This is a genomic window from Aquitalea sp. USM4 (assembly GCF_004328945.1).
GTDB lineage: Bacteria > Pseudomonadota > Gammaproteobacteria > Burkholderiales > Chromobacteriaceae > Aquitalea > Aquitalea pelogenes.
On sequence record NZ_CP029539.1, the window covers coordinates 321,758 to 347,874 of the forward strand.

At 57.5% G+C, this 26,117-nt stretch carries 19 protein-coding genes, 1 tRNA gene and 1 riboswitch; of the genes, 7 read left to right on the forward strand and 13 right to left on the reverse strand.

Annotation, left to right across the window (positions count from 1 at the left end; genetic code table 11):
- Positions 1-1,706 precede the first annotated feature (1,706 nt).
- On the reverse strand, positions 1,707-2,126 hold the full coding sequence (locus DKK66_RS01450) for a hypothetical protein (protein WP_131354889.1): 420 nt from the start codon (positions 2,124-2,126) through the stop codon (positions 1,707-1,709).
- Positions 2,127-2,930: 804 nt separating this feature from the next.
- Entirely contained in the window at positions 2,931-3,230 is a 300-nt protein-coding gene (locus DKK66_RS01455) for a hypothetical protein (protein ID WP_131354893.1), read from the reverse strand.
- 483 nt (positions 3,231-3,713) lie between these two features.
- Here DKK66_RS01455 and DKK66_RS01460 point away from each other — a divergent pair, with 483 nt between their 5' ends.
- From DKK66_RS01460 to DKK66_RS01485, 6 genes are all read left to right on the forward strand, one after another.
- Positions 3,714-4,355 carry a hypothetical protein gene (locus DKK66_RS01460; protein ID WP_131354896.1) on the forward strand — a complete coding sequence of 214 codons (642 nt, stop codon included), beginning with the start codon at positions 3,714-3,716 and terminating at the stop codon, positions 4,353-4,355.
- Positions 4,356-4,482: 127 nt separating this feature from the next.
- Complete coding sequence (locus DKK66_RS01465; protein ID WP_131354899.1) at positions 4,483-4,794, forward strand: hypothetical protein; 312 nt, start codon at positions 4,483-4,485, stop codon at positions 4,792-4,794.
- Between the two features lie 57 nt (positions 4,795-4,851).
- Positions 4,852-5,097, forward strand: a complete 246-nt coding sequence (locus DKK66_RS01470) for a DUF4102 domain-containing protein (RefSeq protein WP_131354902.1) — start codon at positions 4,852-4,854, stop codon at positions 5,095-5,097.
- Between the two features lie 102 nt (positions 5,098-5,199).
- Positions 5,200-6,786, forward strand: coding sequence for a Fic family protein (locus tag DKK66_RS01475; protein ID WP_131354904.1), 1,587 nt, complete (start codon positions 5,200-5,202; stop codon positions 6,784-6,786).
- The gene (locus DKK66_RS01480) at positions 6,779-6,919 is read left to right on the forward strand and encodes an anti-phage BREX system Lon protease BrxL (protein WP_207389835.1); all 141 of its coding nucleotides are present in this window, start codon (positions 6,779-6,781) and stop codon (positions 6,917-6,919) included. The genes DKK66_RS01475 and DKK66_RS01480 overlap by 8 nt, the downstream gene beginning before the upstream one ends.
- Positions 6,920-7,113: 194 nt before the next feature.
- A riboswitch (cyclic di-GMP riboswitch) is annotated at positions 7,114-7,203 on the forward strand.
- A gap of 61 nt (positions 7,204-7,264) precedes the next feature.
- Complete coding sequence (locus tag DKK66_RS01485; RefSeq protein ID WP_131354907.1) at positions 7,265-10,576, forward strand: putative Ig domain-containing protein; 3,312 nt, start codon at positions 7,265-7,267, stop codon at positions 10,574-10,576.
- A gap of 71 nt (positions 10,577-10,647) precedes the next feature.
- Here the strand turns inward: DKK66_RS01485 and DKK66_RS01490 are convergent, their stop codons facing one another.
- From DKK66_RS01490 to DKK66_RS01500, 3 genes are read right to left on the reverse strand one after another with little or no spacing between them, the layout of a single operon-like run.
- A complete protein-coding gene (locus DKK66_RS01490; RefSeq protein WP_131354910.1) occupies positions 10,648-12,012 on the reverse strand; it encodes a TolC family outer membrane protein in 1,365 nt (454 codons plus the stop codon).
- Positions 12,012-13,397: an HlyD family type I secretion periplasmic adaptor subunit gene (locus DKK66_RS01495; protein WP_131354913.1), complete on the reverse strand. Its 1,386-nt coding sequence runs from the start codon at positions 13,395-13,397 to the stop codon at positions 12,012-12,014. The genes DKK66_RS01490 and DKK66_RS01495 overlap by 1 nt, the downstream gene beginning before the upstream one ends.
- Complete coding sequence (locus DKK66_RS01500; RefSeq protein WP_131354916.1) at positions 13,394-15,148, reverse strand: type I secretion system permease/ATPase; 1,755 nt, start codon at positions 15,146-15,148, stop codon at positions 13,394-13,396. Before DKK66_RS01500 ends, DKK66_RS01495 begins: the two co-directional genes overlap by 4 nt.
- A gap of 227 nt (positions 15,149-15,375) precedes the next feature.
- Between DKK66_RS01500 and DKK66_RS01505 the strand changes: the two genes are divergently transcribed.
- Complete coding sequence (locus DKK66_RS01505; protein WP_131354919.1) at positions 15,376-15,612, forward strand: hypothetical protein; 237 nt, start codon at positions 15,376-15,378, stop codon at positions 15,610-15,612.
- Between the two features lie 60 nt (positions 15,613-15,672).
- On the opposite strand, the gene DKK66_RS01510 is transcribed toward DKK66_RS01505, so the two are convergent.
- From DKK66_RS01510 to DKK66_RS01545, 8 genes are all read right to left on the reverse strand, one after another.
- The gene (locus DKK66_RS01510) at positions 15,673-17,109 is read right to left on the reverse strand and encodes a gamma-aminobutyraldehyde dehydrogenase (RefSeq protein WP_131354922.1); all 1,437 of its coding nucleotides are present in this window, start codon (positions 17,107-17,109) and stop codon (positions 15,673-15,675) included.
- Between the two features lie 16 nt (positions 17,110-17,125).
- Positions 17,126-17,941 (reverse strand): ABC transporter permease, encoded by an 816-nt coding sequence (locus tag DKK66_RS01515; RefSeq protein WP_089082719.1) that lies wholly within the window; start codon positions 17,939-17,941, stop codon positions 17,126-17,128.
- Complete coding sequence (locus DKK66_RS01520) at positions 17,931-18,890, reverse strand: ABC transporter permease (protein WP_242673549.1); 960 nt, start codon at positions 18,888-18,890, stop codon at positions 17,931-17,933. Before DKK66_RS01520 ends, DKK66_RS01515 begins: the two co-directional genes overlap by 11 nt.
- A 7-nt stretch (positions 18,891-18,897) precedes the next feature.
- Positions 18,898-19,914, reverse strand: a complete 1,017-nt coding sequence (locus DKK66_RS01525; protein ID WP_131354925.1) for an ABC transporter ATP-binding protein — start codon at positions 19,912-19,914, stop codon at positions 18,898-18,900.
- A 60-nt stretch (positions 19,915-19,974) separates the two neighbouring features.
- Positions 19,975-21,129: an ABC transporter substrate-binding protein gene (locus DKK66_RS01530; protein WP_131354928.1), complete on the reverse strand. Its 1,155-nt coding sequence runs from the start codon at positions 21,127-21,129 to the stop codon at positions 19,975-19,977.
- 266 nt (positions 21,130-21,395) lie between these two features.
- Positions 21,396-22,328: a LysR family transcriptional regulator gene (locus DKK66_RS01535; RefSeq protein WP_242673550.1), complete on the reverse strand. Its 933-nt coding sequence runs from the start codon at positions 22,326-22,328 to the stop codon at positions 21,396-21,398.
- Positions 22,329-22,427: 99 nt separating this feature from the next.
- Positions 22,428-22,503, reverse strand: a tRNA-Asn gene (locus DKK66_RS01540).
- An 86-nt stretch (positions 22,504-22,589) separates the two neighbouring features.
- On the reverse strand, positions 22,590-25,673 hold the full coding sequence (locus DKK66_RS01545; RefSeq protein WP_131354931.1) for an Rne/Rng family ribonuclease: 3,084 nt from the start codon (positions 25,671-25,673) through the stop codon (positions 22,590-22,592).
- Positions 25,674-26,117: the final 444 nt, after the last annotated feature.

Genomic DNA, 26,117 nt, shown 5'->3' on the forward strand with positions numbered 1-26,117 from the left:
ATCGACACGACCTCCTTACAAGTTTATTTTTTTTCTAAGACTATTGAACCTCCTACAATAGGTTTACATGAATTAATATTTTTATATTAATTCATAATATTAAAAGCCTTCTCTTGGTGAGCTCAACACTCTCCCTAACCCTGCTTTAAGTTAACAGGGTTAGGGGAATGCTCTCACCATACCTTCTCTATGGTTCCATCTCTTGGTTAGTGCATTCTGTTAGGTGTGATCAGGTCCCAAGAGTCAGCACGACTTGATCATCCCCACCGACTACGGCTGCACTGCCTGTTTTCAGGCCACTCTACCGTTTGGGCTTATGTCGGTATCCATCTCAGCCCCGCTACAAAATTGGTTGTAGCTTTACAAATGCACCGACCGTTCAGAGTCCCCGTAGATGCATAGGGCTTTATCAGCAGCCATTAGTATAGACAGGAAATTCTTAATCAGCCGTTTCTAGCTTACTGCACACATCGACACCCCCACATCAAATGTCATTGTGAATGCGGGAGGCTTTCTTGCGATCCGATATGATGTCATGTCATATCACATCATCTGACATCACAGGCTTCGCTCGGAGGGCTTTCTGAGGGCTTTTCTATGCAGTCGTTCGGGCCTGGTGCCGGCCTGTTTGTTGCCTCGTTCAGCTCAGTTGGATTGAGGTAGTGCTTCGGTTGAAAAACTTCGGGTTTTAATCGACTTTTAAAGCCTTATAAATCAATGGCTTATCTGAGGATTTTCAACATGCAAAAAAATCCTCGCACAAGGCGGGGCAAAGAAGGGATGGTTTACCATGATGATGCACTCAGAAATGAGCATCCCAAGTGGTGCATCCGACACCACTCAGGCTGATCACTTGCTATCGGGAATGCGACCGTCACGTAACAGACCGTATAGGATTTGATTCGCTTTTCTGTTTGTCATACTTGATTCTCCGCGTTGTTCACTTCGTCTTGTTGATGGCGGGTGGCCGTTAGGGAGGTGGCATATCGCATTCCTTTCGTCAAAATAATTTAAATACTAAAAATTAAATCTCGCTTCTATCAAATAAAACTATCAACCAAGCAATGAATTACTCGCAACTGATGTTTACTGATAAATCAAATCAGCACATCAAAAACAATAGCAATATTAATCTGGAAAACTGAAATTATGTTATACAACAGAGAACGATTACAAAAATCGTTTGCTCAAATATTAATTTAATTGAGATCATCAAAATAATTGATCAATAGTCAGTAACAGCCAATGCCTGAACGACTCCGGCGCATTCCGTTGGCTGGTGGTGATTTTTACGGTTCAGGAAGGGCGATTTTCACCCTGTTTTTACCCGATCATGCGTAAGCGGGCGCTTTCTTGACCCTCAAACACCCGATTCCCGCCCAGGAAACGGCCCTTGCAGCGATTTTCAGGGGTTTGGATGACCTGTGGTAGCACCCAGCACTGAAAAATCGCTCAAAACGGCTTAAAACGGCTTGCTGGTCTTTGCGGGGTGGTGGTGATGGATGGTGTGCCTGGTGATGGGTTGCCATTCCGGCGTGTCCTGGTCGGATGCCTGACCAGGATGGACTGATTGCCAGACCCTCCCGGAAGCCTTGCCCGGAAGAACCCCGGAAGCCTGATGCAGATGGACTGGTCAAAGCCTGGTTGCCAAGGACTGTGCCTGATGCAAAAAGACGGGCGCTCAGGCCCGTCTGCTTGGTAGGTGGTCAGAAGAAGGTCGAGTTCGACCAGGCGGGCGTCACCGCGTCGCCCTTCCCGCTCTCGAAGTAGTTGATACCGCGCAGCAGGCAGGGCAGCGCGTCTTCGATCGTTGCAAACAGACCGTCATCGACGAATTCACCGTCAGCATTCAGCACGACAGCGAACGGCAGATCAGGGTCTTCGCTCTCCCAGGCGCAGGTCACGTCGATGCTCACGCCGCTGGGCAGCACTTCCACGTATTGCAGCTCGATGCTCACGCCCAGCATTTCATCAGGCCCAGCATTCTCGGGAACACCGGCAGGGGTAAGCGCGCTGACGAGGTCACCAATGAGCTGGGCAGGCGCAGTGCCGGCGGCATCAGCAATCTTCACGGTGAAGGCGTCGGTGCTCGGGTCGTATGCGGTGATGGTCAGTGTGCGGCTCATGGTGCGCTCCCTTCGTTGGTCATGTGTTGTCGATAGGGTGATTGTAGGGACGCAGCCCAGGACTTCCCTCCCGCACAGAAAACTACCTTACCCGACCAGGAAACCGGCGCTCCTCTGTCACGCGCGCGCACGCGTAAGAAACAAACTTGAAGTTAAAAATAGGGTTTTAAAGTTATATATATAAAGGGGATTCAAAAACTACCTTACTTTTTTCCTTACTCCCCTATCCACTGACAGGTGAAAGGAGGCGCCGGAATGGGAAAATTTCTTTCCATTTCAATCATTTATCTTCCACAACGATTTTTTCCTTACTTTTGGGGCTTGACAAACCTTATGACAACATGAAAAATCTGCTACGCAGATTTTTTTACAGTTCCAGGTTCTGCGTCCTCTCCAGCCCCTTCAAAACTACCTTACTTTTCGCCTTACTTACCGACCCCCAAAAACTACCTTACTGGTGTCCAAAATCTTCCTTACTGAACCACCAAACTTCCTTACCATCCCCGGAATAAAACCTTTCCTTGACACCGGTTAGAAAAAATCGACGGCAACCAAGGCATGAACTCACGCACCAACGTTTAATTTTCGTTGTTAATAATGTTCTGGAAGAGTGGCAGATTCCGACCTAGGTAAGATCTGAACAAGTCTCGACATCAAAATACCGGGGCAATAAAATCAATGCGTTACGATGCGCCAAAACTGAAATCTGCCACTTAATCAGACCATCCCTAGATGCATCATGACACATTGATTGTATTTGACCGATGTTTTGACATCATAACTTGTTCAGACCTTCCCTACCGACTAAGGCAATCTTATTTTTACACGAACTCCTTTATACAGAATATTTTTGTCAAAATGCAGACTATCTAGCTTTCCATTAGCCTCTATCGACCATTGGCCTGACACAGCCCAGCTCTTGGCGACATAAGAAGATATATTTACATCCAGCTTCGAAATTCCAAGAACTGTTGTGCTATTTTTTCTAGCCTTACGCCGCATAGCCTTATTACGAATTGAGAATACAGATATTGGTATCAAGAGGATTACCGCCATGCCAAACAACAAGATTCCGAGAAAAACATGAGCTGGAATGCCAATCATTCACTCCCCCCTTCATTGTTAGCAACACAATACGAGACAAAAAACCTACCTTAGAAGTGGCAGAAAACCTTACAAAATTAGCCATAATTTAAACCAAAATTCAATATGACCAAACAATATATATAAAACAGACCATTATCGCTTTGGTTGTCACGTAGCCAATAATCCCCACCTCCTTTTGTATTCTTTTGCATTATCTACTTATAACAAATGCACACTACCGTGCGTCTGAATCATTTTCATCATTCAATACTTAATAATTTATTCTTAAATAAAATTCAAGAAATACTTCAAGCATTCCAGCATTCATAGTAAACCACTATGCGCCCATCCCGCCGAACAAGCTTTTCCTAGCTATACTATTGCTTGCGGGATAGTAAAGAGTAACGCACCGCCCACTAAAGATAAAATTTTTCAATGGAAAAATCTAACAAATTGAAAAAATAAACGACATAAAGAGAGACTACCTAGCGGAGAGTTCATATGCTTATATCAGAACTTAACTTTGAAAATTGCGCACCGATACTTGCGAAATCCAAGATATGGAACCGGAGAGTGGCAAGCATAAAAAATTTAGACTTGAACTTATTCCTTTATTGTCATCGAAATAAAATTTCCGCTGCAATAAAAGAAATTCAGCTTCTGATAAAGCTTGTATGGCATGCAATCCTTGAGGGGAAATGTCAAATTACAGAGATAATGTATTTCAATTTTCCTCAACAGAGAATGTCCATAGAAGATCTCCGACTATGGCTTACAAGAATTGATAGTCACACCCGTCGCAAGGCACTACTATTTGGCTTGGAAATGAACTTATCCTCTGAAGCAATAGTTGAACTGGAGTGGCACCACCTACCAAAGCTATCACTAACGCCATTTGCCAAATCTTTACTTCAATGGCACCCACGCCACTTCAAGCTGCCATATGTATTCTGGGAGGTTTCATCTGGCGGAAAGGTGATCGCACCTGTTTTGGGACTTGCTGACGACGTGTGGAGAGCGACTGATGGGATTGGCTACGACCAGCTGCTGAAGCTCTACCAAGACATGGTGCCGATTGATTCGGAGCTTGATCTGACCGATTTCAGCCTGCATATTGGACAGGTAGCTGCAGGCCACTGCTAGCACTACGCGAGGAGCTGCTTGACCAGAAAATGGTCAAGCAGTTACACAAAACGGTTACACAAACGGCTAAATAACCAAATTTTCCTTTATCGTTCATGGTGTTGAGGCTCAACCAAACATCATTAACATGTTCCCGCACACTGCCCACGTCGAGTCCGTCGCCTGGTTCGAAAAAACCGGCCCGGCCAAGAGCCTGAAGGAAGTGGCAGACATGGAAGCGGCGGAAGAAGCCATCCGCGAAGCCAAGCGTCAGGCCCGCAAGCAGCAGGAAGCCGAGGCAGAAGCCCGTAAACAGGCGGAACTGGCCGAAAAAGCCGCTGCCAAGGAAGCCCGCCGTCAGCACTATCTGGCCAACAAGGACTACTACGACGCCCGTAGTGCTGCCCAGCAGCAGGCACGCGATGCCGCCGCTGGCGAGGAATCTGCCGCGAAGGAATAAGCTGTTTTAGGTGTTTGCCTGTAGCGTTGGACCCCAGTTGTCACCCCGGAGCGAACCATGCAGGCGCACCTGACCGACAGCTATATAGCCAGAATCAAGACCCCGGATTCACGTGTTGAACTCAAGGACACGCGGATACCGGGGTTTACTTTGCGCGTAGGAAAGCGCGCCAAGGTGTGGTACTTCCGCAGCACAGTAGGCAGCGAACGGATAAGTAGCGCACCAAGCACATGGCCACATGACACGAGCGAGGTGATCCGCATTGCCTTGAAGATTGACCTGGCGCTGGCCAATGAACTCTGAACAAGTATCGGGTATTGATTGAAGCGGCCAAGCGTCGCTGTAATCATTTTTCTGGTTTTGATCTAGAATCTAAGCGTTTATTCAGCGTAGTAAGCGAAAATCATGCCCCACATCGGCTATCAATGGTTGGCCAAACACTATGGGATCACCCCGGTGCATCCCTTTGCCGTGCATAGCGAGATTGGTCGCACACGCAGCACCGTGGTGGCCGATGGCGTGCGCAGTGAAGTATATACCGAGCATTACCGGCCACAGGCCAATCTGGCAGATCAGCTGACCTTCGCCTTCAAGTATGAAGGCATCCATCTGGAGTTTCTCGCCCGGCTGGCACCGTTGCCAGGCGTCAAACAGGCGTTGGAAGAATGGATAGCACGTGAGCCAACCGGTGCCTACGCGCGCCGCGCCGGTTTTTACTACGAATGGCTGACGGGTGAGCAACTGGCCTTTGCCGGGGTCAGCAAAGGCAATTATGTTGACGCCCTTGATGCCGAGCTGTTTGTGACCGGAAGCCCGGTGAATAACGCCCGCTGGCGTGTGCGTGACAATCTGCCGGGCAACAGGGACTTCTGCCCCATCATCTGGCGCAGCCCTGCCGTGCGTGCCGCGGAAAGCTACGACATTCCACAGCATCTGGCCGCGCTGGAGGCTGATTACGGCATCGACCTAGTGCTGCGAAGCACGGTCTGGCTGACAGTCAAGGAAAGCCGAGCCAGTTTTCTGATCGAGCGGGAGCAAGAACAGGAAGACCGCATCCGGCGCTTTGCCGCGGTGATGGAGACCGAGTGCGGCATACACCCGCAACCACTTGCGCCAGACACACTCTCGGCCCTGCAACGAGCCATTCTGGGGGATGCTGCCCTGCGCTACGGGCTGCGCCGTTCTCCCGTATTTGTTGGCCATACCGCACGCTATCAGCAGGTAGTGGACTACATCGGCCCGCACTGGGATGAAACCATCCCGATGCTGCAAGGCCTGCCGCAGTTTCTGGACAAAACCAGAACAACATCTGCGCTGGTGCGCGCGGCCGTGGCATCCTTCGGCTTTGTCTACATTCACCCCATGGCGGATGGGAATGGGCGGATCTCGCGCTTCCTGATTAATGACGTGCTGCGGCGCGATGGCATCCTGCCACCACCACTGATCCTGCCCGTTTCGGCCACCATCACGCATAGCACCTATAACCGTGCCGATTACGACCGGGTGCTGGAAAAATTCTCCCGTCCGCTTATGCAACGCTATGCCAGCCATTACCGTTTTGCCGAGGCGGTGCAGGCGGAAGACGGCGTGGAATACAACTTCCACTTTGATGCTTACCAGGACGCCCTGCCCGCCTGGCGTTACCCGGACCTGACGCCCCATGTCGCCTATCTGGCAGATATTGTTGACCAGACCCTGACACGGGAAATGCGGCAGGAAGCGCAATTCCTGCATGCCAACGAACAGGCACGCCAAGGCATCAAGCAAGTGCTGGAAGCACCGGATGCCGAGCTGGACGTCATCATCCGCAGTGTGCGGGAAAGTGGCAACCGCATCTCCGGCAAGCTGGGCAAACGCTATCCACTGCTGGCAGAAAAACCTGCGCTGGCAGCACGAATCATCGACGCCATCTCCCGCGCCTTTGGCGATGACACTGCCGAACAGGCCGGAGACGAGCATGCAAGAACAACTGAAGACAACAATCATGACTGAATCCAACGCTGATCTGGACACCCTGCTCAACCAACAGTTTGCCGGCAAGGTGGTGCGCAAAGACCTGACGAAGATGATCAAGGAAGGTGCCAACGTCCCGGTTTACGTGCTGGAGTATCTGCTGGGAATGTAAAGCGCATCCTGGCTGAGAATTATGTGCGGCGAGACCAAGCCAAGCAGATCAATGGGAGTAGCAATAGCTTGTGATTTGCTCTGTATCGGGCATGGCCTGATAGCATTCATAAACAACCCTATAAAATATTTGGTTTATCAACGACATCCCGCAAATTAACAATTGTAAATAAAGAAAAATCCCCTCTAGAATTCGCTCATTACAGGCAAAGCCGGTGAAAGCCGGTGACGCAAAACTAAAGGGACTACCGGAGGCCTTGCCCCCCATGTCAGCCAGTTGCCCGCCACGCGATGCGTGGCTGCATGTGCACCTTTGGGTTTGTCGGATACTACTGAAGGAAAGCACATGAGCGCCTCCAATACCCTCTCTCGTCAGTCGAACAACCCGCTGGACAATGCCTCCGGTTCGCAGACTGCCGAAACGATATTGACGGGCTTTGCCAACAACGTGTTGCACGATGTTGCCGTACCCCTGCAAGGTGCCATGCTGCGTTCGGCGCTGCCCTTTGTCAGTGCAGCAAGCGTAAGCACCACAACCACGGCATCCACTGCCGCCCTGGCCACCTCCACCACGACCAGCACCACCACGGTAAAAACCGGCAGCACCACCGCCCCCAGCTGGATTGCCACGCTGACCGATGCCGCCCTGAAAGCCGACATGAACGCCATGTCCGGTAACGTGACTGAAGCTGGCCTAGCCAAAATGGTGACCGACCTGGCTGCCGAACTGACCAGCAGCAAGAGCACGCTGTCCACCAGCCAGTTCAACGACCTGAAAACCATTGTCACCAACCTGAATGTAGGTGAAACGGCCTCGTCCTATTCCCAGTACACCCTGAATGCGCTGGTAAACGGCAATGCTGCCAACAGCAGCTGGACCGGTGGCGCGGCCAGTTCCAGTTCGCTGGGCAATCTGGCTGTCGGCTCCAGCGCAGCCCAACTGAGCAATCTGAACGGCAAATGGCTGCAAGGCACTGACCTGCCTACCTCAACCGTCACCGTCAGCGGCTCCACCTCCAAGATTACCTACGCCACCAGCACTGCTTCCCTGTTTGGCAGCAGCGGCCCGCTGGCCAGCGACATCAATCAGGGCAAACTGGGTGACTGCTATTTCCTGGCGTCGATTGCCGAGGTGGCAGTCAAAAACGCCGGCATCATCAAGAACATGATTACCGATAACGGTAATGGCACTTACGGGGTGGCCTTCCACGTCAAGGGCGCGACAGAATACGTTACCGTCAACAATGTGCTGCAAACCGGTTGCAACTCCGGGCCCAATATGTGGGCCACCCTGCTGGAAAAAGCCTACGCCCAGTTGCAGGCCATCAATGTCACCACCGGTAACAGCTATACCGGCAACAGCTTTACCGCCATCGGCAACGGCGGCCTGCCGGAATATGCACTGGAATCCATCACCGGTGCTTCGCAAATCACCGACTACAGCGGCAGCGGCACCAGCTGGCTGTGCCGTACCTATAACTCGTCCTTGTCCGGTACCGGCTCGCAAAGCGGACTGAGCAATGCCACGGTATTGAGTTCGCTCAAAACCCATCTGGCTGCCGGTGATGATGTAGTGCTGTCGTCCTACACCTGGAGCTATGACGCCGCGGGCAAGGTGCAACTGGTGGCCGGCCATGCCATGTCGGTTTACGGCATTGATGCAGCCAACGATTATTTGCAGATTCGTAACCCCTGGGGCAGCCAGACCGGCCAGTACTGGAACACCACTTTTGAAGTCAGCCTCGCTACCCTGCTGGCCGCTGGTGACACCATCACCGTGGACAATGCCGGTGGCTCGGTCCCCGTCACCCCGAAAGCACCGGTAATCAGCGCCCAGACCGCCAATCAGACGGTTGCCGCCAACCACGCCTTCTCGGTGTCGCTGGGCAATGTGTTTACCGACCCGCAAAACCAGACGCTGAGCTATAAGGTGACCCAGGCCAATGGCCAGGCCTTGCCGTCGTGGATGACTTACAACGCCAGCACCAACACCCTGTCCGGCACCACACCGGTGACCAGCAGCAGCACCCAGATTCTGGTAACAGCCACCGACACCTCCGGCCTGTCCGCCAGCGAAACCTTTTCCATCACGGATACCGCACTGGCACCGACCTTGGCCAAGGCGACCGCCACCCAGGTGGTGACACCGGGCCGTACTTTCAGCTTTGCCCTGCCCGCCGGCACCTTCACCGACCCGCAAGGCGAAACGCTGAGCTATACCGCCAAGCTGGCCAGCGGGGCTGCGCTGCCGTCCTGGCTCAGCTTCAATGCCCAGACCCAAACCTTCAGCGGTACCGCACCCACGGCCAATACATCGGTAGCCGTGCAAGTGGTGGCCACCAATCAGGCAGGCCTCACGGCATCGGAAAGCTTCACCGTCAACGATGCCTATGTCGCCCCTACCCTGAAGGCGCAAACCGCCAACCAGACGCTTGCCGCCAACCATGCCTTCTCGGTATCGCTGGCCAATGTCTTCAGCGACCCGCAAGGGCTGGCTCTGAGCTACAAGGTGACCCAGGCCAATGGCCAGGCGCTGCCGTCGTGGATGACTTACAACGCCAGCACCAACACCCTGTCCGGCACCACGCCGTTTGGCAGCAGCAGTACCCAGGTGATGGTAAAGGTGACAGACACCGCCGGCCTGTCCTCTTCGGAAACCTTCACCATCAGCGATACCGCCTACGCACCGACGCTGAGCAAGGCCACCGCCACTCAGCTGGTAACCCCGGGCCATACTTTCAGCATTGCACTGCCGGCCGGCACCTTTACCGACCCGCAAGGCGAAACGCTGAGCTACACCGCCAAGCTGGCCAGCGGTGCTGCGCTGCCGTCCTGGCTCAGCTTCAATGCCCAGACCCAGACCTTCAGCGGCACCGCCCCGACGGCCAGTACTTCGTTGTCGCTGCAAGTGACCGCCAGCAACCAGGCGGGTTTGTCCACCTCGGAAACCTTCACCCTGAACGATGCTTACGTGGCCCCGACGCTGAACCAGCAAACCGCCACGCAAACCATCAATGCCGGCAAGGCCTTCAGCTTTACCCTGCCGTCCACCACTTTTATCGACCCGCAAGGGCTGGCGCTCACCTACAAGGCTGCGCTGGCCAATGGTCAGGCTTTGCCCAGCTGGCTGAACTTCAATGCCCAGACCGAAACCTTCTCCGGCACCGCACCCACCACGGCAGGCAGTTTCTCGGTCAAGCTTACCGCGACCGACAGCGCTGGCTTGTCCACCTCGGAAACCTTCTCCATCAACGATATCGCCACGGCACTGAAAGCACCGGTGGTGAATCCGTTGCCGCTGATGATCGGCTTCAATGCCAATGGCACGCTGAATATCAGCGTACCGCAAGGCACCTTTACTGACCCGCAAGGCCTGGCACTGACCTACGGTGCAAGCCAGTCCAACGGCCAGGCATTGCCGAGCTGGATCACCTTCAACGCCCAGAACGACAGTTTTACCGCCACCCTGGGTCACCAGACCGAATCGGCCATCATCACGGTGAAAGCCACCGATACGGCAGGCCTGTCCGCCAGCGAAACGTTCTCGCTGACGCTGGGTGCCGTGGCCGCCACCCATGGAGTTGTTGGTGAGGCAGCGCCCACCATCTCGCTGGTTGGCGTACAGCAACTGGCACCAACTGATCTGCACGCAGCCTGAGCCAGTCAGCAACAAAAACGGCCTGCTGTCCCTGGATAGCAGGCCGTTTTGTTTTGGTCCCTGCCCTGCCGTCAGGGTGAGGGCTGCGGCTTGCCCTGCAGGAAGTGGCGGTCCAGCAGGGCAAGGTCCGTCTGTTCGATGGCACCGCTGGCAGCACGCAGTGCAATCCAGCTCACCAGCTGGTTGTACTGGGCCAGCAGCAAATCACGCCGCGCCTGATACAGCTGCTCCTCGCTATTGAGGATGTCGGTCAGCGTCTTCACCCCGGCCACCAGACCAAGCTTGCTGGCCTTTACCGTCTCGGCGCTGGAGAACACTGCTTTTTGCAGCGAGGCCACCTTGCGCGCGCCGGTGCTTACGCCGTAATACTGCCGGCTGACTTCCAGCTCCACCTGGGCGCGGGCATTGTCCAGTTCCGCCTGCGCCTGTCGATACTGTGCCGCGCTCTGCGCCAGCTGGGCGCTATTGTAGCCACCGTTGAACAGCGGCAGGCTCACCTCCACGCCAATCACGTTCTGGCTGATGCGCTGGTTGATGGTGGAGACCGAACTGGCACTGGAACGGTCCTTGCTGGCGACCAGATCCAGCGTCGGATAATTGCCGGCGCGGCTACGCTTGACCTCTTGTTCGGCAATGCGCAGGTTCTGTTGTGCCGCCTGAATGTCCGGGCTGCTGGCCAGGGCCTTGTCGCGCCACTGTGCCAGCTCGCCCTCCGGTCCCAGATAGCGGCCGATGTCTTCCTGTGGTTCGGCCAGTTCGCTGCTACGCTGGCCGGTGGTGGTTTGCAAGGTACGTTCGGCAATCTGCTGCATGCTGCGCGCTTCCAGCAATTCCGCCTCGGCCATGGCCATGCGGGCTTCTGCATCATGAATGTCGGTCACCGGGCCATCACCCTGATCAAACAGCTTCTGTGCCTGGGTACGTGCGGCTTGCAGCGCATGCAGCTTGGCTTCGCTCAGCGCCAGGTTTTTCTGTGACAGCAACACCCCCAGATAGGCCGACAGATAGCGCAACACCAGCTCGTTTTCCTTGCGGGCAAACAGCGCGTGGCTGTAGTCCACCCGCGCCAGGCCCTGCTGGTACAGCGCCCAGCGTTGCAGGTTGAACAATGGCTGACGCAGCTGGATGGCGGCGTCCTGACTCATGTAATTGAGCGGCGAGGTGGAGATGGCACCGTTAAAATCCGGTGCGGTATCGCTGCCGGTGACCTTGCTGCGGTTAAAGCTGGCATTGACGGTGGGCAGCAATTGCGCGCGGCCCATCGGGCCATTGGCTTCGCCGGCTTCGCGCTCGGCGGTAGCCGCCTGATATTGCGCATCGTAGGCGCGGGCCAGTTGCAGGCCTTCCAGCAAGCCATAGCCCGCAGACAGGGCAGGCATCGCCAACAGACAGGCCGCAGCCAGCAGCGCGGGGCGAAACAGCGGACGGTCGGTCATCAGCTTTCCTTGAAGGCCAGATTCATGCGATCGAGCACCGGCTTGAGCAGATAACGCAGCATGGTGCGCTCGCCACTCTTGATGACAATGCTGGCCGGCATGCCGGGCTTGACCTGCTGATCTCCCAGCAAGCGCATGCCGGCCGGGGTCACCTTCACTTGTGCCAGGTAGTAAGGCATGCCGGTTTTGGCATCCAGCAAGCGGTCGGCCGAGAAGGTGGCCACCTCGCCGGGAATCACCGGGGTGGTTTGCTGGTTGAGCGCCGGGAAGCTGACATCTACCGGCAGGCCGGGGCGTACCTTGGCACTCATGGCCGGATCCACCATGGCTTCAATCAGCAGGGGCTGGTTCTCCGGCACCACTTCCATCAATGGCTGTCCCGCCTGCACCACCCCGCCCACAGTATGTATCTTCAAGCCCAGCACCCGGCCTGCCAGCGGTGCGCGGATGGTGCTGTTGCGCAGCACATAGCGCTGTGCCGCCAGCCGGTCCCGCAGGGTGGCGGTTTCTTTCTGGATGTCGGTAAGCTGCGATTCCACTTCTTTCTGGTAATCCTGCTTGCGCGCCAGTTGGCGCAACCGGGTTTCGGCAATGCCGTCCTGCACCCGGCCAATGCTGGAGATGGTGTCGGCCAACTGGCCACGGATTTCTGCCGCGCCACGCTCCAGCTGGTACAGGCGGTTCTTGGGCACATAGCCACCGGCTGCCAGGTCGCGAATGCCTTCCAGTTCCTTGTCCTGCCATTTGCTTTGTTCGGCACGGGCGGCCTTCATGCCTTGCAGGCCGCGTAATTGTTCCTGCAGGCCCTTGATGTTTTCATCCTGCGCCTGCAGTTCGTCACGCAGGCCGTCGCGCCGGGTATGAAACAACTGGGTTTGCAGCTGCTTGGCCTGCTGCACGCGGGTTTCATTGCCCGGCAGTTCCTGACCCAGCTGATCCAGCTCGGCAGAAAAGCGCAGGCTGGCACTGCCCTCGCGCTCGGCCAGCAAGCGGTCTTCAATGGCACGGGCGGTGATGAACTGCGCCAGGATGCTGCCCATCTGCGCCCGCACTTCGGTATCGTTCAGTGTCAGCAGGGCCTGGCCTTTGCGCACCACATCGCCTTCGTTCACCAGCAGTTTTTCCACGCTGCCACCAGTCAGGTGCTGCACGGTCTGACGGTTGCTGGCGACGATCACGCTGCCATTGGCGGTCACGCCCTCGTCCAGCGGAGCCAGTGCCGCCCACAGCACAAAGCCGCCGAAACCGATCAACAACACTTTCAGTCCCCAGCGCCCCACGCGTTTGTCGTCGGTATCCACCCGGCCAAAGGGTTCAATCGCAGACGGGGCAGCAGGCGTAGCCTGATCCCGGCGCAATGCAGTCAGTTTGCGGAACAGATTCATGCCACGCTTTCATCCGGATTCTTGCCTGCCTGCTGCTGCATGGCGGCTTGTTGTTGCAAGGCCTGCTGGGTGGCCTGGTTCAGGGCATACAGCACCTGGTCGCGCGGGCCGAACAGATGCAGCTGACCGTCGCGCATCACCAGCAGCTTGTCCACGGCATTGAGGATGCTGGTGCGATGGGTAATCAGCACCACGGTGCAACCGTGTGCCTTGAGGTCCATCACGGTATGGATCAGGGCTTGCTCGCCCACGTCATCCAGATTGGAATTGGGTTCGTCCAGCACCACAAAGGCCGGGCTGGCATAGATGGCACGCGCCAGACCAATGCGCTGTTTCTGGCCACCGGACAGCATGTTGCCGCCATCGCCCAGACGGGTATCGTAGCCTTGCGGGAAGCGCAGAATCATTTCGTGCACCCCGGCACGGGTGGCGGCTTCAATCACCAGCGCCGAGTCCACCTTGCCAAAACGGGCAATGTTTTCGGCAATGCTGCCTTCAAACAACTCGATATCCTGCGGCAGATAGCCGACATGGGGGCCCAGTTCGTCCTTGTTCCACTGGAACACATCCGCCCCGTCCAGCCGCACCTTGCCCGACTGCGTCGGCCAGATGCCCACCAGCAGGCGCGCCAGCGTGGATTTGCCCGCGGCACTGGGGCCGACAATGCCCACTACGTCTGCATGCTGCATGGCAAAGCTGATGTTTTTCAGGATGGGCAAGGCGCTGCCGGGCGCAGCCGCCACCAGGCCTTCCACCTGTACATTGCCCTGCGGGCGCGGCAGGCTCATGCCGCTGATACGGGCAGGATATTCGGTCAGCAAGTCATCCAGCCGCTGGTAAGCCGCACGTGCCGAAATCAGCTGCTTCCAGGTGGCGATGGCCATTTCCACCGGCTGCAAGGCGCGGCCCATCAGGATGGAACCGGCAATCATCATGCCGGGAGAAATTTCATTCTGAATGGCCAGCACCGCACCCACCGCCAGCACCAGAGATTGCAAGGCCAGCCGGATCAGCTTGGAAACCGCACCGATGCGGGCGGCACGGTCCGAGGCTTCCGTCTGTTTTTCCAGCACCCGGCTTTGCAGCAGGAACCAGCGCTCGCGCAGCGCCGGCAGCATACCCATGGCCTCAATCACCTCGGCATTGCGCAGATTGTTGTTGGCATAGTTACTGGCGGCAATGGCCGCCTGATTGGCTTCACCCAGCGGTTTGCGCGTGGATAGCTCGGTCAGCCAGGCCAGCGCACACAAGATCAGCATGCCAGCCAGCACGAACAGCCCCAGTATCCAGTGGAACATGAAGGTCACCACCAGATAAATCGGTGCCCAGGGCGCATCGAAAAAGGCAAACAGGCCATTGCCGGTGAGAAACTGGCGCAGCGTGGTGAGGTCGTGCAGCGCCTGGCTGGCATTGCCGTTGTTGCGGCGCAGATTGCGTTCGAAGGCCGCGGTGAACACGCGGAAGTTAAGCTGCATGTCCAGCCGGTTACCCACGCGAATCAGCACCGACGAGCGCACCATCTCCAGTACCGACATCAGCCCGTACAGGCCCACCACCATCAGGGTCAGCATCAGCAGTGTGGTTTCATTACGGCTGTGCAGTACCCGGTCGTAAATCTGCAGCATGTAGATGGAAGGCAGCAGCATCAGCAGATTGATGACTGCACTGAAACCAGCCAGCTGATAAAAAGCCTGCCGGAACAGCAGCATGACCTGTGCCAGTTCGGAGCGCGACTGCAAAAGACGTTTCATTGGATGCTGTCTCGGAATGGCATGCGTGGCACAGTCAGGCTGCGCGGCCTGCTGGGCGTGTTAAAAAATGCAAGCAATCTTACCATTGGCATGTTTCTCCCCCTACCCCCATTTTAGTGGCAGGGTTTATGCTTTGCCGCGCCATGTCATCCACCAGGCTTGTTGGCGGGACGTTCTGTACTGGGGTATGGTAGGCCGCGTATTTGCCATCAGTGAAAGAACACATCATGTTTGTCCAGGACAGCAGCAGCATTGTCTATCGTCAACTCAGCACTGCGGATGGCAAGGTGTTTTCAGTGCCGGAGTTCATCCTGCGCATGGATGAGGCCAACTTCCATGGCTGGCAGCTGCGCTATGGTGAATGGACCGACTTTGCCGACCTGCCCGGTGCCGATGGCAGCGCCCATGCGCTGCAACGCGCAGTGGAAGAAATGCTGGAACGGGTGGAATACCGGGGTAAATGAAACAGCCCGGTCGTTTCAACGGAAACGTACCGGGCGGGCTGGGATGGTGGCCTGACGGTTTTAGTGCTTCAGCATGATATGGCGTACGCAGCTGTAATCTTCCAGTGCGTACATCGACATATCCTTGCCATAGCCGGAGCGCTTCATGCCGCCGTGCGGCATTTCACTCACCAGCATGAAGTGGGTATTGACCCAGGTGCAGCCGTATTGCAGCCTGGCGCTCACCTGCATTGCCCGGCCCACGTCTGCCGTCCACACCGAGCTGGCCAGGCCGTAGTCGGAATCATTGGCCCACTGGATCACCTGCTCGGCATCATCAAACGGGGTGATGGAGACTACCGGGCCAAATACTTCACGCTGCACGATTTCATCCTGCTGCCGTGCGCCAGCAATCACGGTGGGCTGATAAAAGAAGCCCGGCCCCTCGCCCAGCTTGCCGCCGGTCAGCACTTCCACATGTGATTGTTGCTGGGCGCGTTCGACAAAGCTGGCCACCCGGTTGCGTTGGCGCTCGGAAATCAGCGGCCCCATTTCCACGCCTTCCAGATGCTGGTGGCCCACCTTGATGCTGCCTACCGCGCTGGCCAGATCGGCGGCAAAGCGTTCGTAAACACCTTTTTGCACATACAGGCGGCAGGCGGCAGTGCAATCCTGGCCGGCATTGTAGTAACCGAAGGCGCGGATGCCCTCCACGGCAGCGGTGAGGTCTGCATCATCAAAGATGATGACCGGCGCCTTGCCACCCAATTCAAGATGGGTACGCTTGACCGAACGTGCGGCGGTTTCCAGTACGCGCTGGCCGGTGGACACATCGCCAGTGATGGAGATCATCCGTACTTGCGGCTGGGAGATCAGCGGGCTGCCCACGCTTTCTCCCCGGCCCAGCACCAGATTGAACACGCCGGCCGGGAACAGGACAGCCACCAGCTCAGCCAGCTTCAGCGTGGAAAGCGGCGTCTGCTCGGACGGCTTGAGGACCACAGTATTGCCAGCCGCCAGCGCAGGAGCGATTTTCCAGGCCGCCATCATCAGCGGGTAGTTCCACGGCGCAATCGAGGCCACTACTCCCAACGGGTCGCGGCGGATCATGCTGGTATGGCCAGGCAGGTATTCACCTGCCAGCATGCCGGTCTGGGCGCGCACCGCACCGGCAAAGAAGCGGAACACATCTACCACGGCGGGAATTTCATCATTCAAGGCCAGATGATAGGGTTTGCCGCAATTGAGCGATTCCAGCCGGGCGAATTCCGGCCCGCGCGCCTCGATGGCATCGGCCAATTGCAACAACCTTTCTGCACGCTCGCGCGGGGTGGTGGCGGCCCAGGCCGGGAATGCCGACTGGGCGGCAGCAACCGCTGCCTGTACCTGTTCCAGTGATGCTTCGTTGATCTTTACGATCAGCTCACCGCTGGCCGGGTTGAGAATGGCTTCCGCATCGCCCTCCCCGGCTACGAATTCACCATTGATCAGCATTTTGCATTGCAGAGTCTTGTCCATGCTCAGTCCTCGTCGTCTATTTGCCGCTGCCGGCAATGTCTTCCGTGCCACGGGTAAGGGTATAAGCAGCCAGAATGGGCAGTGCTGTCATCAGCATCACGCACAGGGCCACCACATTGGTAATGGGTACATCGCGCGGCCGGGTAAGCTGGTTCAGCATCCAGATGGGCAGCGTCACTTCATTGCCGGCGGTAAAGGTGGTAACGATGATCTCGTCAAAACTCAAGGCAAAGGCCAGCATGCCGCCCGCCAGCAGCGCGGTGGCAATCTGCGGCAGGATGACATAGCGAAAGCTCTGCCACATATCGGCCCCCAGGTCTTGCGAGGCCTCCAGCAAACTGGTGCTGATGCGGCGAAAGCGGGCAATCACGTTGTTGTACACCACCACCACGCAGAAGGTGGCGTGGCCGATGGCGATGGTCCAGAAACCCGGCGTGATGTCCGCCAGCCGGAAGGCCGACAGCAAGGCAATGCCGGTGATGATGCCAGGCAGTGCAATCGGCAGGATCAACATCATGGTGATGGCGTCCTTGCCCAGAAAGTCTCGCCGGTACAGCGCCGCGGCGGCCAGTGTGCCCAGCAGCAGCGCCAGCACCGTGGCCAGTGCTGCCAACCGCAAGGACAGGCCGATGGCAGCCAGCACATCATCGCGGGCAAAGGCAGCAGCAAACCAGCCCAGGGTGAAGCCCTGTGGCGGAAAGCTGTAACCCGAACTTTCCGCATTGAAGGCATACAGCACGATCACCGCAATGGGCAAAAACAGGAAACCGATGCCGCCAAAGGCCAGCAGGCGCAGCCACCACGGGGCGCGGTCGGATTGATCAGAGTGCATCGAACGCTCCCAGCTTGCGGGCACCGAGCAGGTACAGGCCGATGATGCACACCGGCACCACGGTAAAGGCGGCCGCCAGCGGCATATTGCCGATGGAACCCTGCATGGTGTACACCATCGAGCCGATAAACAGGCCGGAAGGGCCAATCAATTGCGGGATGATGTAGTCGCCCAAGGTCAATGAAAACGTGAAGATGGAACCGGCCACCACACCAGGGAAAGCCAGCGGCAGAATCACATGGCGGAAGGTTTGTGTACCGCTGGCACCCAGATCGCTACTGGCCTGCAGCAGATTGGCCGGTACGCGCTCCAGTGCCGCCTGGATGGGCAGGATCATGAAAGGCAGCCAGATATAGGTAAACACGGTAAAGCGCCCCAGATTGGAGGTGGTGAGCGAATTGCCCCCCAGCAGCGGCAGTGTCATCAACCAGTCGACAATGCCCTGCAAGCCCAGCGACTGATAGGCCCAGTACACGATGCCACCCTTGGCCAGCAACACCGTCCAGGCATACACCTTGACGATATAGCTGGCCCACATCGGCAGCATCACCGCTACATAAAAGAAGCCCTTCTGCCAGCCACGGGCATAACGCACCATGTAATAGGCCAGCGGAAAAGCCAGCACTGCCGAAGCCAGCGACACCAGCGTGGCCATGCTGAGGGTGCGCAACACCACATCCAGATTGGCCGGCGACAGCAGTTGGCGGTAGTTATCCAGCGTCAGTTCCCGGCTGACCGACATGGTGAAGTCGTCAAAAGTGAACACACTTTGAGCCAGCAAGGTACACAGCGAACCGAGATACACCAGCACAAACCACAGCAGCGGCAGCGCCAGCAGCAACAGCAGTTGCAAACCGGGGTGACGGTAGAGAGTGATGCCCAGGCGTATCAGCAATCCCTGCCGGGCTGGCGCAATCTGCCCCTGGGGCAGCGAAGCAGTCATCATCATGTCCTCCTCAACCGGCCAAGGCATGCATGGCCTGTGCCGGCAGCCATACCGTAAGGGCCTGGCCCGGTGTCAGCGCCATCGTGGCCGCAGCATCGTCATTGGGCAGCACCATGCTGATGATGCGTTCCGGGCCGGCTTCCAGCTCGTAGCGGCTGACCGCGCCCAGATACTGCACATCCAGCAGACGGGTAGGCAGGCGGATGCCATCACCATCCTGGCCGTCTTGTACCGGACGTATGCGCTCAGGCCGCACGGCAAAAGCCTGCTGCTGGCCGGTCAGGCTGGCGGCCCAAGCAGCATCGAACACATTGGAAGTACCGACGAAGTCGGCCACAAAAGCGGTGGCCGGACGGGTATAGAGTTCTTGCGGAGCCGCAATCTGTTCGATACGGCCCTTGTTGAACACCGCCACCCGGTCTGACATCGACAGCGCCTCGCCCTGATCATGGGTGACATAGATGAAGGTAATGCCCAGCTTGCGCTGCAGGGCTTTCAGCTCGGTCTGCATCTGTTCGCGCAGTTTCAGGTCCAGCGCGCCCAGCGGTTCATCCAGCAGCAGGACACGCGGCTGAAGGATCAGTGCCCGGGCCAGTGCCACGCGCTGGCGCTGGCCACCGGACAGGGCCGACGGGCGGCGGCTGCCGTACTGCCCCAGCTTGACCATCTCCAGCATGGCTTCGGCACGGCGATGACGCTCGGCACGAGCCACGCCCTTGATCATCAGCCCGTAGGCCACATTGTCCAGCACGCTCATGTGCGGAAACAGCGCATAGTCCTGAAACACGGTGTTGACGTCACGCAGATTGGGCGGCAGGCCGGCGGCTTCACGGCCGAAAATCTGGATGGAACCACTGCTGGGCTGCTCGAAACCGGCAATCAGCCGCAGACTGGTGGTTTTGCCGGAACCGGACGGCCCCAGCATGGAAAAGAATTCGCCCTCGGCAATGGCAAGGTCGATCTGGTCAACCGCGCGCACGGCATCGTAATGGCGACTGACCTGTTGGAAACGAACGGCAAGGCTCATGAACAAAGCTCCCCGCTGCCCACCAGTACCACACCGGCAGGCAGCATGTTCTGCATGCGGTCAGCGACCGCCCATGATGGCAATGTAATCGGCAGTCCAGCGGCTGTAGGGCACGCAGCTACCCTGGCTGCACTTGGCCACCGGCGTACGCCAGAAGCGGATCTGGCCGAAGCGGTCAAAACCGTTGCTCTGGCAGAAATTGCTGCCACCAGGAGCCTTGGTCTTGCAGGCGTCCGCCACCACAGGATTGGAACCGAACCATTCGGCCAGTGCGGATTGCAGATTCTTGTTGAGCGACCATTCCATCCACTTGTATGCACAAACCGGGTGTTGGGCCTGGGCATGCAGCATGGTGGTATCGGCCCAGCCGGTGGCCCCTTCTTGAGGAATGGTGCCGGCCACCGGGAATTTCTCTGCTTGCAGGGTGTTGATGGTGTACCCCCAGGCACTGGAAACCGCCACGCCTTCTTTCTTGAAGTCGTTCATCTGTACCGTGACATCGTGCCAGTAACGATGGGTCAGGCTCTTTTGCTGGCGCAGCAATTGCAGCACGGCAGCGTACTGGGCCTCGTTCAGTTCATACGGGTCCTTGATGCCCAGCTTGGGGTTCTTGTGCATCAGGTAAAGCGCAGCGTCGGCAATATAGATGGCACCGTCGTAAGCTTGCACCCGGCCCTTGTTGGGCTTGCCGTCCGGCAGATTGCCCGGCTCAAACACCACCGACCAGCTGCCAGGCGCTTTGGGGAAGATCTTGCTGTTGTACATCAGGAAGTTGGCTCCCCACTGGTAGGGCACACCATAGGGCTTACCGGCCACGGTGAACCAGTTGCCGTTCTTCACGCGCGGGTCCAGCGTCTTCCAGCTGGGAATCAGGGCCGGATTGATTTCCTGCACCTTCTTGCCATAAATCAGCCGCAGCGAGGCATCGCCCGATGCCGTCACCAGGTCGTAATTGGGCGAATTCATCAGCGACACCATTTCATCCGAGGTGGCGGCGGTCTTGACGTTTACCTGGCAACCGGTGGCTTTTTCAAAGCCGGTCACCCAATCGTAGTTCTTGTCGCTTTGGCCTCGTTCGATATAGCCCGGCCAGGCAATGATATTGAGCTTGCCTTCCGGCTTGCCCAGGCTGGTCAGCGGTGCGGCCAGCACGGCAGGGGCAATCAGGCTGGAACTGACCAGGGCGGCGGTCAGGCGAATCAGGCTGCTTTGCATCACGTTTCTCCTTCTCCAAGGACTGCGCATTGTGCGTCTGGGAATGTGTGAGCCGATTCTAGGCAGTGTTCGCCACGGCCCCTAGCCAGTGTGGCCAATGACAGTCATTGGAAAAACAGATAGCTCATGCCGGAGGCAGGCAAATGGGAATAATGCAGACCGCAGAGACAACAGCTGAACGCCGTGCAGGCCAGGTCTACCACATGACATTGGGTAGTTTATCGGAAATTCAGATCAGCAATACGTGATTATCTTTTAAACAGATATCAGGAGAAGGTCTGTTTGTGGCTGCGACTGTACTCTCTGGCCAGGGTAAGGAAGTTATGGGTGTTGTCAGAAACCTGCATGCCGCGCCGCCATACCACCCCGACTTCCAGCGTCGGCGTTGCCTCCTGCAAAGGCAGCACCTCCAGCCTATCCCCCTCCAGCGACCAGGGGCGATACAGCACATCCGGCATGATGGCCAGCCCAGCACCAGTCGCCACCAGGCTACGCATGGCCTCCACCGACGCAGTACGCACCGCCAGTTGCGGCTTGCGGCCAATCTGCCGCCATAGCGCGGTCGCCACGTCTTCCAGCTCGTCCAGCTTCAGCGCCACCAATGGCTGGTCGGCCAGATCCGACAGCGTCACCACACCACCATCCAGCAAGCGATGACCGGAAGGCAGCCACAGGCGATAGCTCGATTGTTGCAATACCTCGGTATGCAAGGCCTGACGGTTCTGCACATTGGAAACAATGAGGACCGCGGCATCCAGTTCGCCATTGACCAGCAGGTGCTCGATGTAGTCGCGCTGATCTTCCACCACCCGCACCTCTACCTGCGGGAAAGTGCTGCGAAACCGCTCCAACAGATAGGGCAGGAAGTATCCACACACCAGACTGGTGACACCGATATTAAGCTGGCCGGTGACGGCATCCGGCCGGGTAGACAGGGCTTCTCGGGCATGGCGCACCGAGGACAGAATCTGGTGGGCGTGACGCAGAAACTGATAACCGGCATGGGTCAGACTCATGCCACGGGCATGGCGGGTAAACAGCTGCACCCCCAGGTCGTCCTCCAGTGAACGGATAGCCTCGGTCACCACCGATTGCGAAACATTCAGGTCCTGTACGGCTCGAGAAATGGATTCCATCTCGGCCACGGCAACAAAATAGCGCACGTTTTTCAGCGTGATCGACACCCCAACCCCTTTCAACTACCAGTCCTTGTTATCTGGCAGATTGTGCCCGAGCGCAGCCAGGACGGACAGCACAATGCAAAAAGCCCAGTCATTGCTGACTGGGCTTCAAATGCTTGGCTCCCCGAGCAGGGCTCGAACCTGCGACCTGCGGATTAACAGTCCGTCGCTCTACCGACTGAGCTATCAGGGAATCGCCTAAAGAGAAAGCTATTTTATAAACTCATTGCGAAACCGTCAAGCCCCTGCACGTAGTTTTTGCAGGGGCCATGCACGACATCAGCTGTTGCGGGTTTCCACCTGCTTGAGTTCAATCGCTACCGGCTGCTCTTCAGTCTGACGTACCACATCACGACGACGCGGACCGGCAGGTACTTCAACCTGCGGCACAACGACTTCAGACACCGCCTTGGTGGCAACCATGACCAGACCACCCAGATCAGCCGGCAATTCGGCTTCGATCTTGGGCTGGGCTGCCGCCACAGTTTCCACGACCACCGGTGCCACGGCCACAGGCTCGCTCACGGCAACTTCTGCAACTTGCGCAGCAGCAGGCTCAACGGCAGGTGCCGGTTCGGCGGTAACCACCACCTCGGTCTGCTCAAGCGTGGCTTCTGCTACGGTGGTGACCTGCTCCAGCGGGGCAGCCACTTCGGCAACTTCCACAGTCTCGACAGCCCCAGCAGCTTCGGTCACGACAACTGCAGCAGGTGCAGCCACCTCGGCCACCACCACTTGTTCTGCCTGCACAACCGGTTCGGATGCTGCTTCAACCGGGGTGGCTTCAACAGCAAGCGTCTCAACCGGTGCAGCCGCCGGAGCAACAACTTCTTGTGCCACCTCGGCCGGGGCTGCAGCAACTTCCACCGCGTCCACTGCAACGGCAGCTTCTGCAGCCGGGTGGGCGACCGCTTCGGCAGCCACCGCAACGGCAGCAGCGGCAGCCACACCAGCAACAGCCACTTCGGCAGTCACATCGCCAGCGGCAGCTTCTGCCACCTGAGCGGTGCTATCGCCTTCGACGTTGTCACGACGACGGTCACGACGGCCACGACGACGACGACCACGTTCGCCACGCTCTTGCTGTTCGGCGGACTCGGCAGCCACTTCCACGCCTTCGGCACCATTCAGGTTCAGTTCTTCCTGAGCGGCAGCCAGCGGCTTGTCGGCTTCGTTGCGTTCAGCCTGCTGGCGACGACGGGACGGCTTCTCGGCGGCTTGCGGTGCAGCCTGTTCGCCACGCTCTTCAGTCTGCGGACGCGTGTTTTGCTCACGCGCTTCGCGATTTTCACGCGGCTCGCGTTCGCGGCGCTGACGCGGTTCGCGTTGCGGCTGCTCGCTGCGCTCGGCACGTTCGGGACGTTCTGCGCGTTCGGTGCGCTCGGCACGTTCCGGGCGTTCTACGCGTTCCGGACGTTCCTGACGATCACCACGCTCGCCACGTTGACGACGGCCATCCTGGCGCTCGCCATCGGCACGTGCTTCGGTCGGGCGCTTGCCGGCCTCTTCACCCTGACGGCGATCGTGATGGTCACGGCGAGCCTGGCTGCCCGGACGACGCTCGTTATTACGCTGGCGGTTACCATTGCGCTGACCTTCGCGCTGGCCGGCAGCTGCCGGTTTTTTCTTCTCGGTTTCCTGCGGAGCAGCTTCCGGCTCGGCAAACAGGCTCTTCACCCAGCCAAAGAAGCGGCTGACCACGCCCTGCTCGGCCACCACCGGTGCAGCGGCGGCAACGGGCTGGGAGGATACCGGGGCCGGCTGTTGCGGGGTAATGCCCTTGACTGCGGCTTCCTGACGCTCGGCCTTCGGCTTTTCCTGACCAAAGTTGGTGATGATGTCTTCTTCCTGCACTTCCACGCGCAGATAGCTCGGGCCATCACCCAGCTCAGCCAGATCGTCGTGACGGATACGGGCGATCTTGTAGTGCGGGGTTTCCAGATGAATGTTCGGAATCAGCACCACATCCACGTCCAGACGCTCTTCGATGGAGTGGATTTCGGCACGCTTCTCGTTCAGCAGGAAGGTGGCAACATCTACCGGCACCTGTGCGTGTACCGCACCGGTGTTTTCCTTCATTGCCTCTTCCTGGATGATGCGCAGGATGTGCAGTGCGGAGGACTCGGTACCACGGATGAAGCCGATGCCATGGCAGCGCGGGCAAGGTTCGTGGCTGGTTTCACCCAGCGACGGTTGCAGACGCTGACGCGACAGTTCCAGCAGGCCGAAGCGGGACAGCTTGCCCATTTGCACGCGGGCGCGGTCGTGCTTCAGCACATCGCGCAGCTTGTTTTCCACTTCGCGCTGGTTTTTCGGGTTTTCCATGTCGATGAAGTCGATCACGATCAGACCGCCCAGGTCGCGCAGACGCAGCTGGCGGGCGATTTCTTCGGCGGCTTCAACGTTGGTGCGCAGTGCGGTTTCCTCGATGTCGGCACCCTTGGTGGAGCGGGCGGAGTTGACGTCGATGGAGACCAGCGCTTCGGTGTGGTCGATCACGATGGCACCACCAGACGGCAGCTGCACGCTGCGCGAGAAGGCGGTTTCGATCTGGTGTTCGATCTGGAAGCGGGAGAACAGCGGTACGTGATCCTTGTACAGCTTCACGCGGTGCACCATGTTGGGCATCACGTGGCTCATGAACTGGCGGGCCTGTTCGTAGATTTCGTCGGTGTCGATCAGGATTTCGCCAATATCCGGATGGTAGTAATCACGGATGGCGCGAATCACCAGGCTGCCTTCCTGCAGAATCAGGAAAGGGGCGCTTTGCGAGCCGGCCGCGCCTTCAATGGCACGCCACAGCTGCATCAGGTAACCCATGTCCCATTGCAGTTCTTCCAGATTGCGGCCGATACCGGCGGTACGGGCAATCAGGCTCATGCCATTGGGGACTTCCAGCTGGGAGAGCAGGTCTTTCAGTTCCTGACGCTCTTCACCCTCGATGCGGCGCGATACACCACCACCACGCGGGTTGTTCGGCATCAGAACCAGATAGCGGCCAGCCAGGCTGATATAGGTGGTGAGGGCTGCACCCTTGTTGCCACGCTCGTCTTTTTCCACCTGGACAACCACTTCCATGCCTTCGCGCAACACGTCCTGAATGCGCGGACGGCCGCCGTCATAGCCCTGGAAATAGGAACGGGATACTTCCTTGAACGGCAGAAAGCCGTGACGTTCGGTGCCGTAATCGACAAAGCACGCTTCAAGGGAGGGCTCGATGCGGGTGATGATACCCTTGTAGATATTCCCTTTGCGTTGTTCCTTGCCAACGGTTTCGATATCGAGGTCAACGAGCTTTTGCCCGTCGACGATGGCAACGCGCAGCTCTTCAGCCTGCGTTGCATTAAACAACATGCGTTTCATGAATATTCCCTGCGCAGGCACTCACGCAAGGGTTGCAGCCAGTATTTGACGGCCCAGAGACTAGTGATGGGCGCTTTCCGAAAGAAGTGTTGGTATAAAGATCATTACAACCGAGATATCAAGCCTACTTCCTGACGTAATTTCACACGAGCCCGGGGGTTTGAGCGCATTAGCGCAACGGATATTTTCTTCCGGGTTGCCATCACGGGCAGCCTGGACAAACTGGAGAGCATCGTGCCGGGTCAAACTTTGCTGCAATATCTCCTGACTGGCTTTGCATCAGGAAATGGAATACTGGTGAGTGCGTTATGCGACTAAATGCATTACCATCGCTGCTTTTTGGTGAGCGAGTTAACCTTGGCTGCGGCCGGTTGACGCGGCATCAGGTCAGGGTCATTACCCTGCCGGCCGGTTCACTTTCCCGCAGCAGCATCACGCGGCAAT

Excerpts from the sequence above, each read along its gene's own strand:
- DKK66_RS01500 (WP_131354916.1), bottom strand. The coding sequence starts at position 15,148 with ATGAAACGTCTTTTGCAGTCGCGCTCCGAACTGGCACAGGTCATGCTG.
- DKK66_RS01520 (WP_242673549.1), bottom strand. The coding sequence starts at position 18,890 with ATGATGATGACTGCTTCGCTGCCCCAGGGGCAGATTGCGCCAGCCCGG.
- DKK66_RS01465 (WP_131354899.1), top strand. The coding sequence starts at position 4,483 with ATGTTCCCGCACACTGCCCACGTCGAGTCCGTCGCCTGGTTCGAAAAA.
- DKK66_RS01530 (WP_131354928.1), bottom strand. The coding sequence starts at position 21,129 with ATGCAAAGCAGCCTGATTCGCCTGACCGCCGCCCTGGTCAGTTCCAGC.
- DKK66_RS01525 (WP_131354925.1), bottom strand. The coding sequence starts at position 19,914 with ATGAGCCTTGCCGTTCGTTTCCAACAGGTCAGTCGCCATTACGATGCC.
- DKK66_RS01475 (WP_131354904.1), top strand. The coding sequence starts at position 5,200 with ATGCCCCACATCGGCTATCAATGGTTGGCCAAACACTATGGGATCACC.
- DKK66_RS01510 (WP_131354922.1), bottom strand. The coding sequence starts at position 17,109 with ATGGACAAGACTCTGCAATGCAAAATGCTGATCAATGGTGAATTCGTA.
- DKK66_RS01470 (WP_131354902.1), top strand. The coding sequence starts at position 4,852 with ATGCAGGCGCACCTGACCGACAGCTATATAGCCAGAATCAAGACCCCG.
- DKK66_RS01460 (WP_131354896.1), top strand. The coding sequence starts at position 3,714 with ATGCTTATATCAGAACTTAACTTTGAAAATTGCGCACCGATACTTGCG.
- DKK66_RS01455 (WP_131354893.1), bottom strand. The coding sequence starts at position 3,230 with ATGATTGGCATTCCAGCTCATGTTTTTCTCGGAATCTTGTTGTTTGGC.
- DKK66_RS01545 (WP_131354931.1), bottom strand. The coding sequence starts at position 25,673 with ATGAAACGCATGTTGTTTAATGCAACGCAGGCTGAAGAGCTGCGCGTT.
- DKK66_RS01490 (WP_131354910.1), bottom strand. The coding sequence starts at position 12,012 with ATGACCGACCGTCCGCTGTTTCGCCCCGCGCTGCTGGCTGCGGCCTGT.
- DKK66_RS01495 (WP_131354913.1), bottom strand. The coding sequence starts at position 13,397 with ATGAATCTGTTCCGCAAACTGACTGCATTGCGCCGGGATCAGGCTACG.
- DKK66_RS01485 (WP_131354907.1), top strand. The coding sequence starts at position 7,265 with ATGAGCGCCTCCAATACCCTCTCTCGTCAGTCGAACAACCCGCTGGAC.
- DKK66_RS01450 (WP_131354889.1), bottom strand. The coding sequence starts at position 2,126 with ATGAGCCGCACACTGACCATCACCGCATACGACCCGAGCACCGACGCC.
- DKK66_RS01480 (WP_207389835.1), top strand. The coding sequence starts at position 6,779 with ATGACTGAATCCAACGCTGATCTGGACACCCTGCTCAACCAACAGTTT.
- DKK66_RS01515 (WP_089082719.1), bottom strand. The coding sequence starts at position 17,941 with ATGCACTCTGATCAATCCGACCGCGCCCCGTGGTGGCTGCGCCTGCTG.
- DKK66_RS01505 (WP_131354919.1), top strand. The coding sequence starts at position 15,376 with ATGTTTGTCCAGGACAGCAGCAGCATTGTCTATCGTCAACTCAGCACT.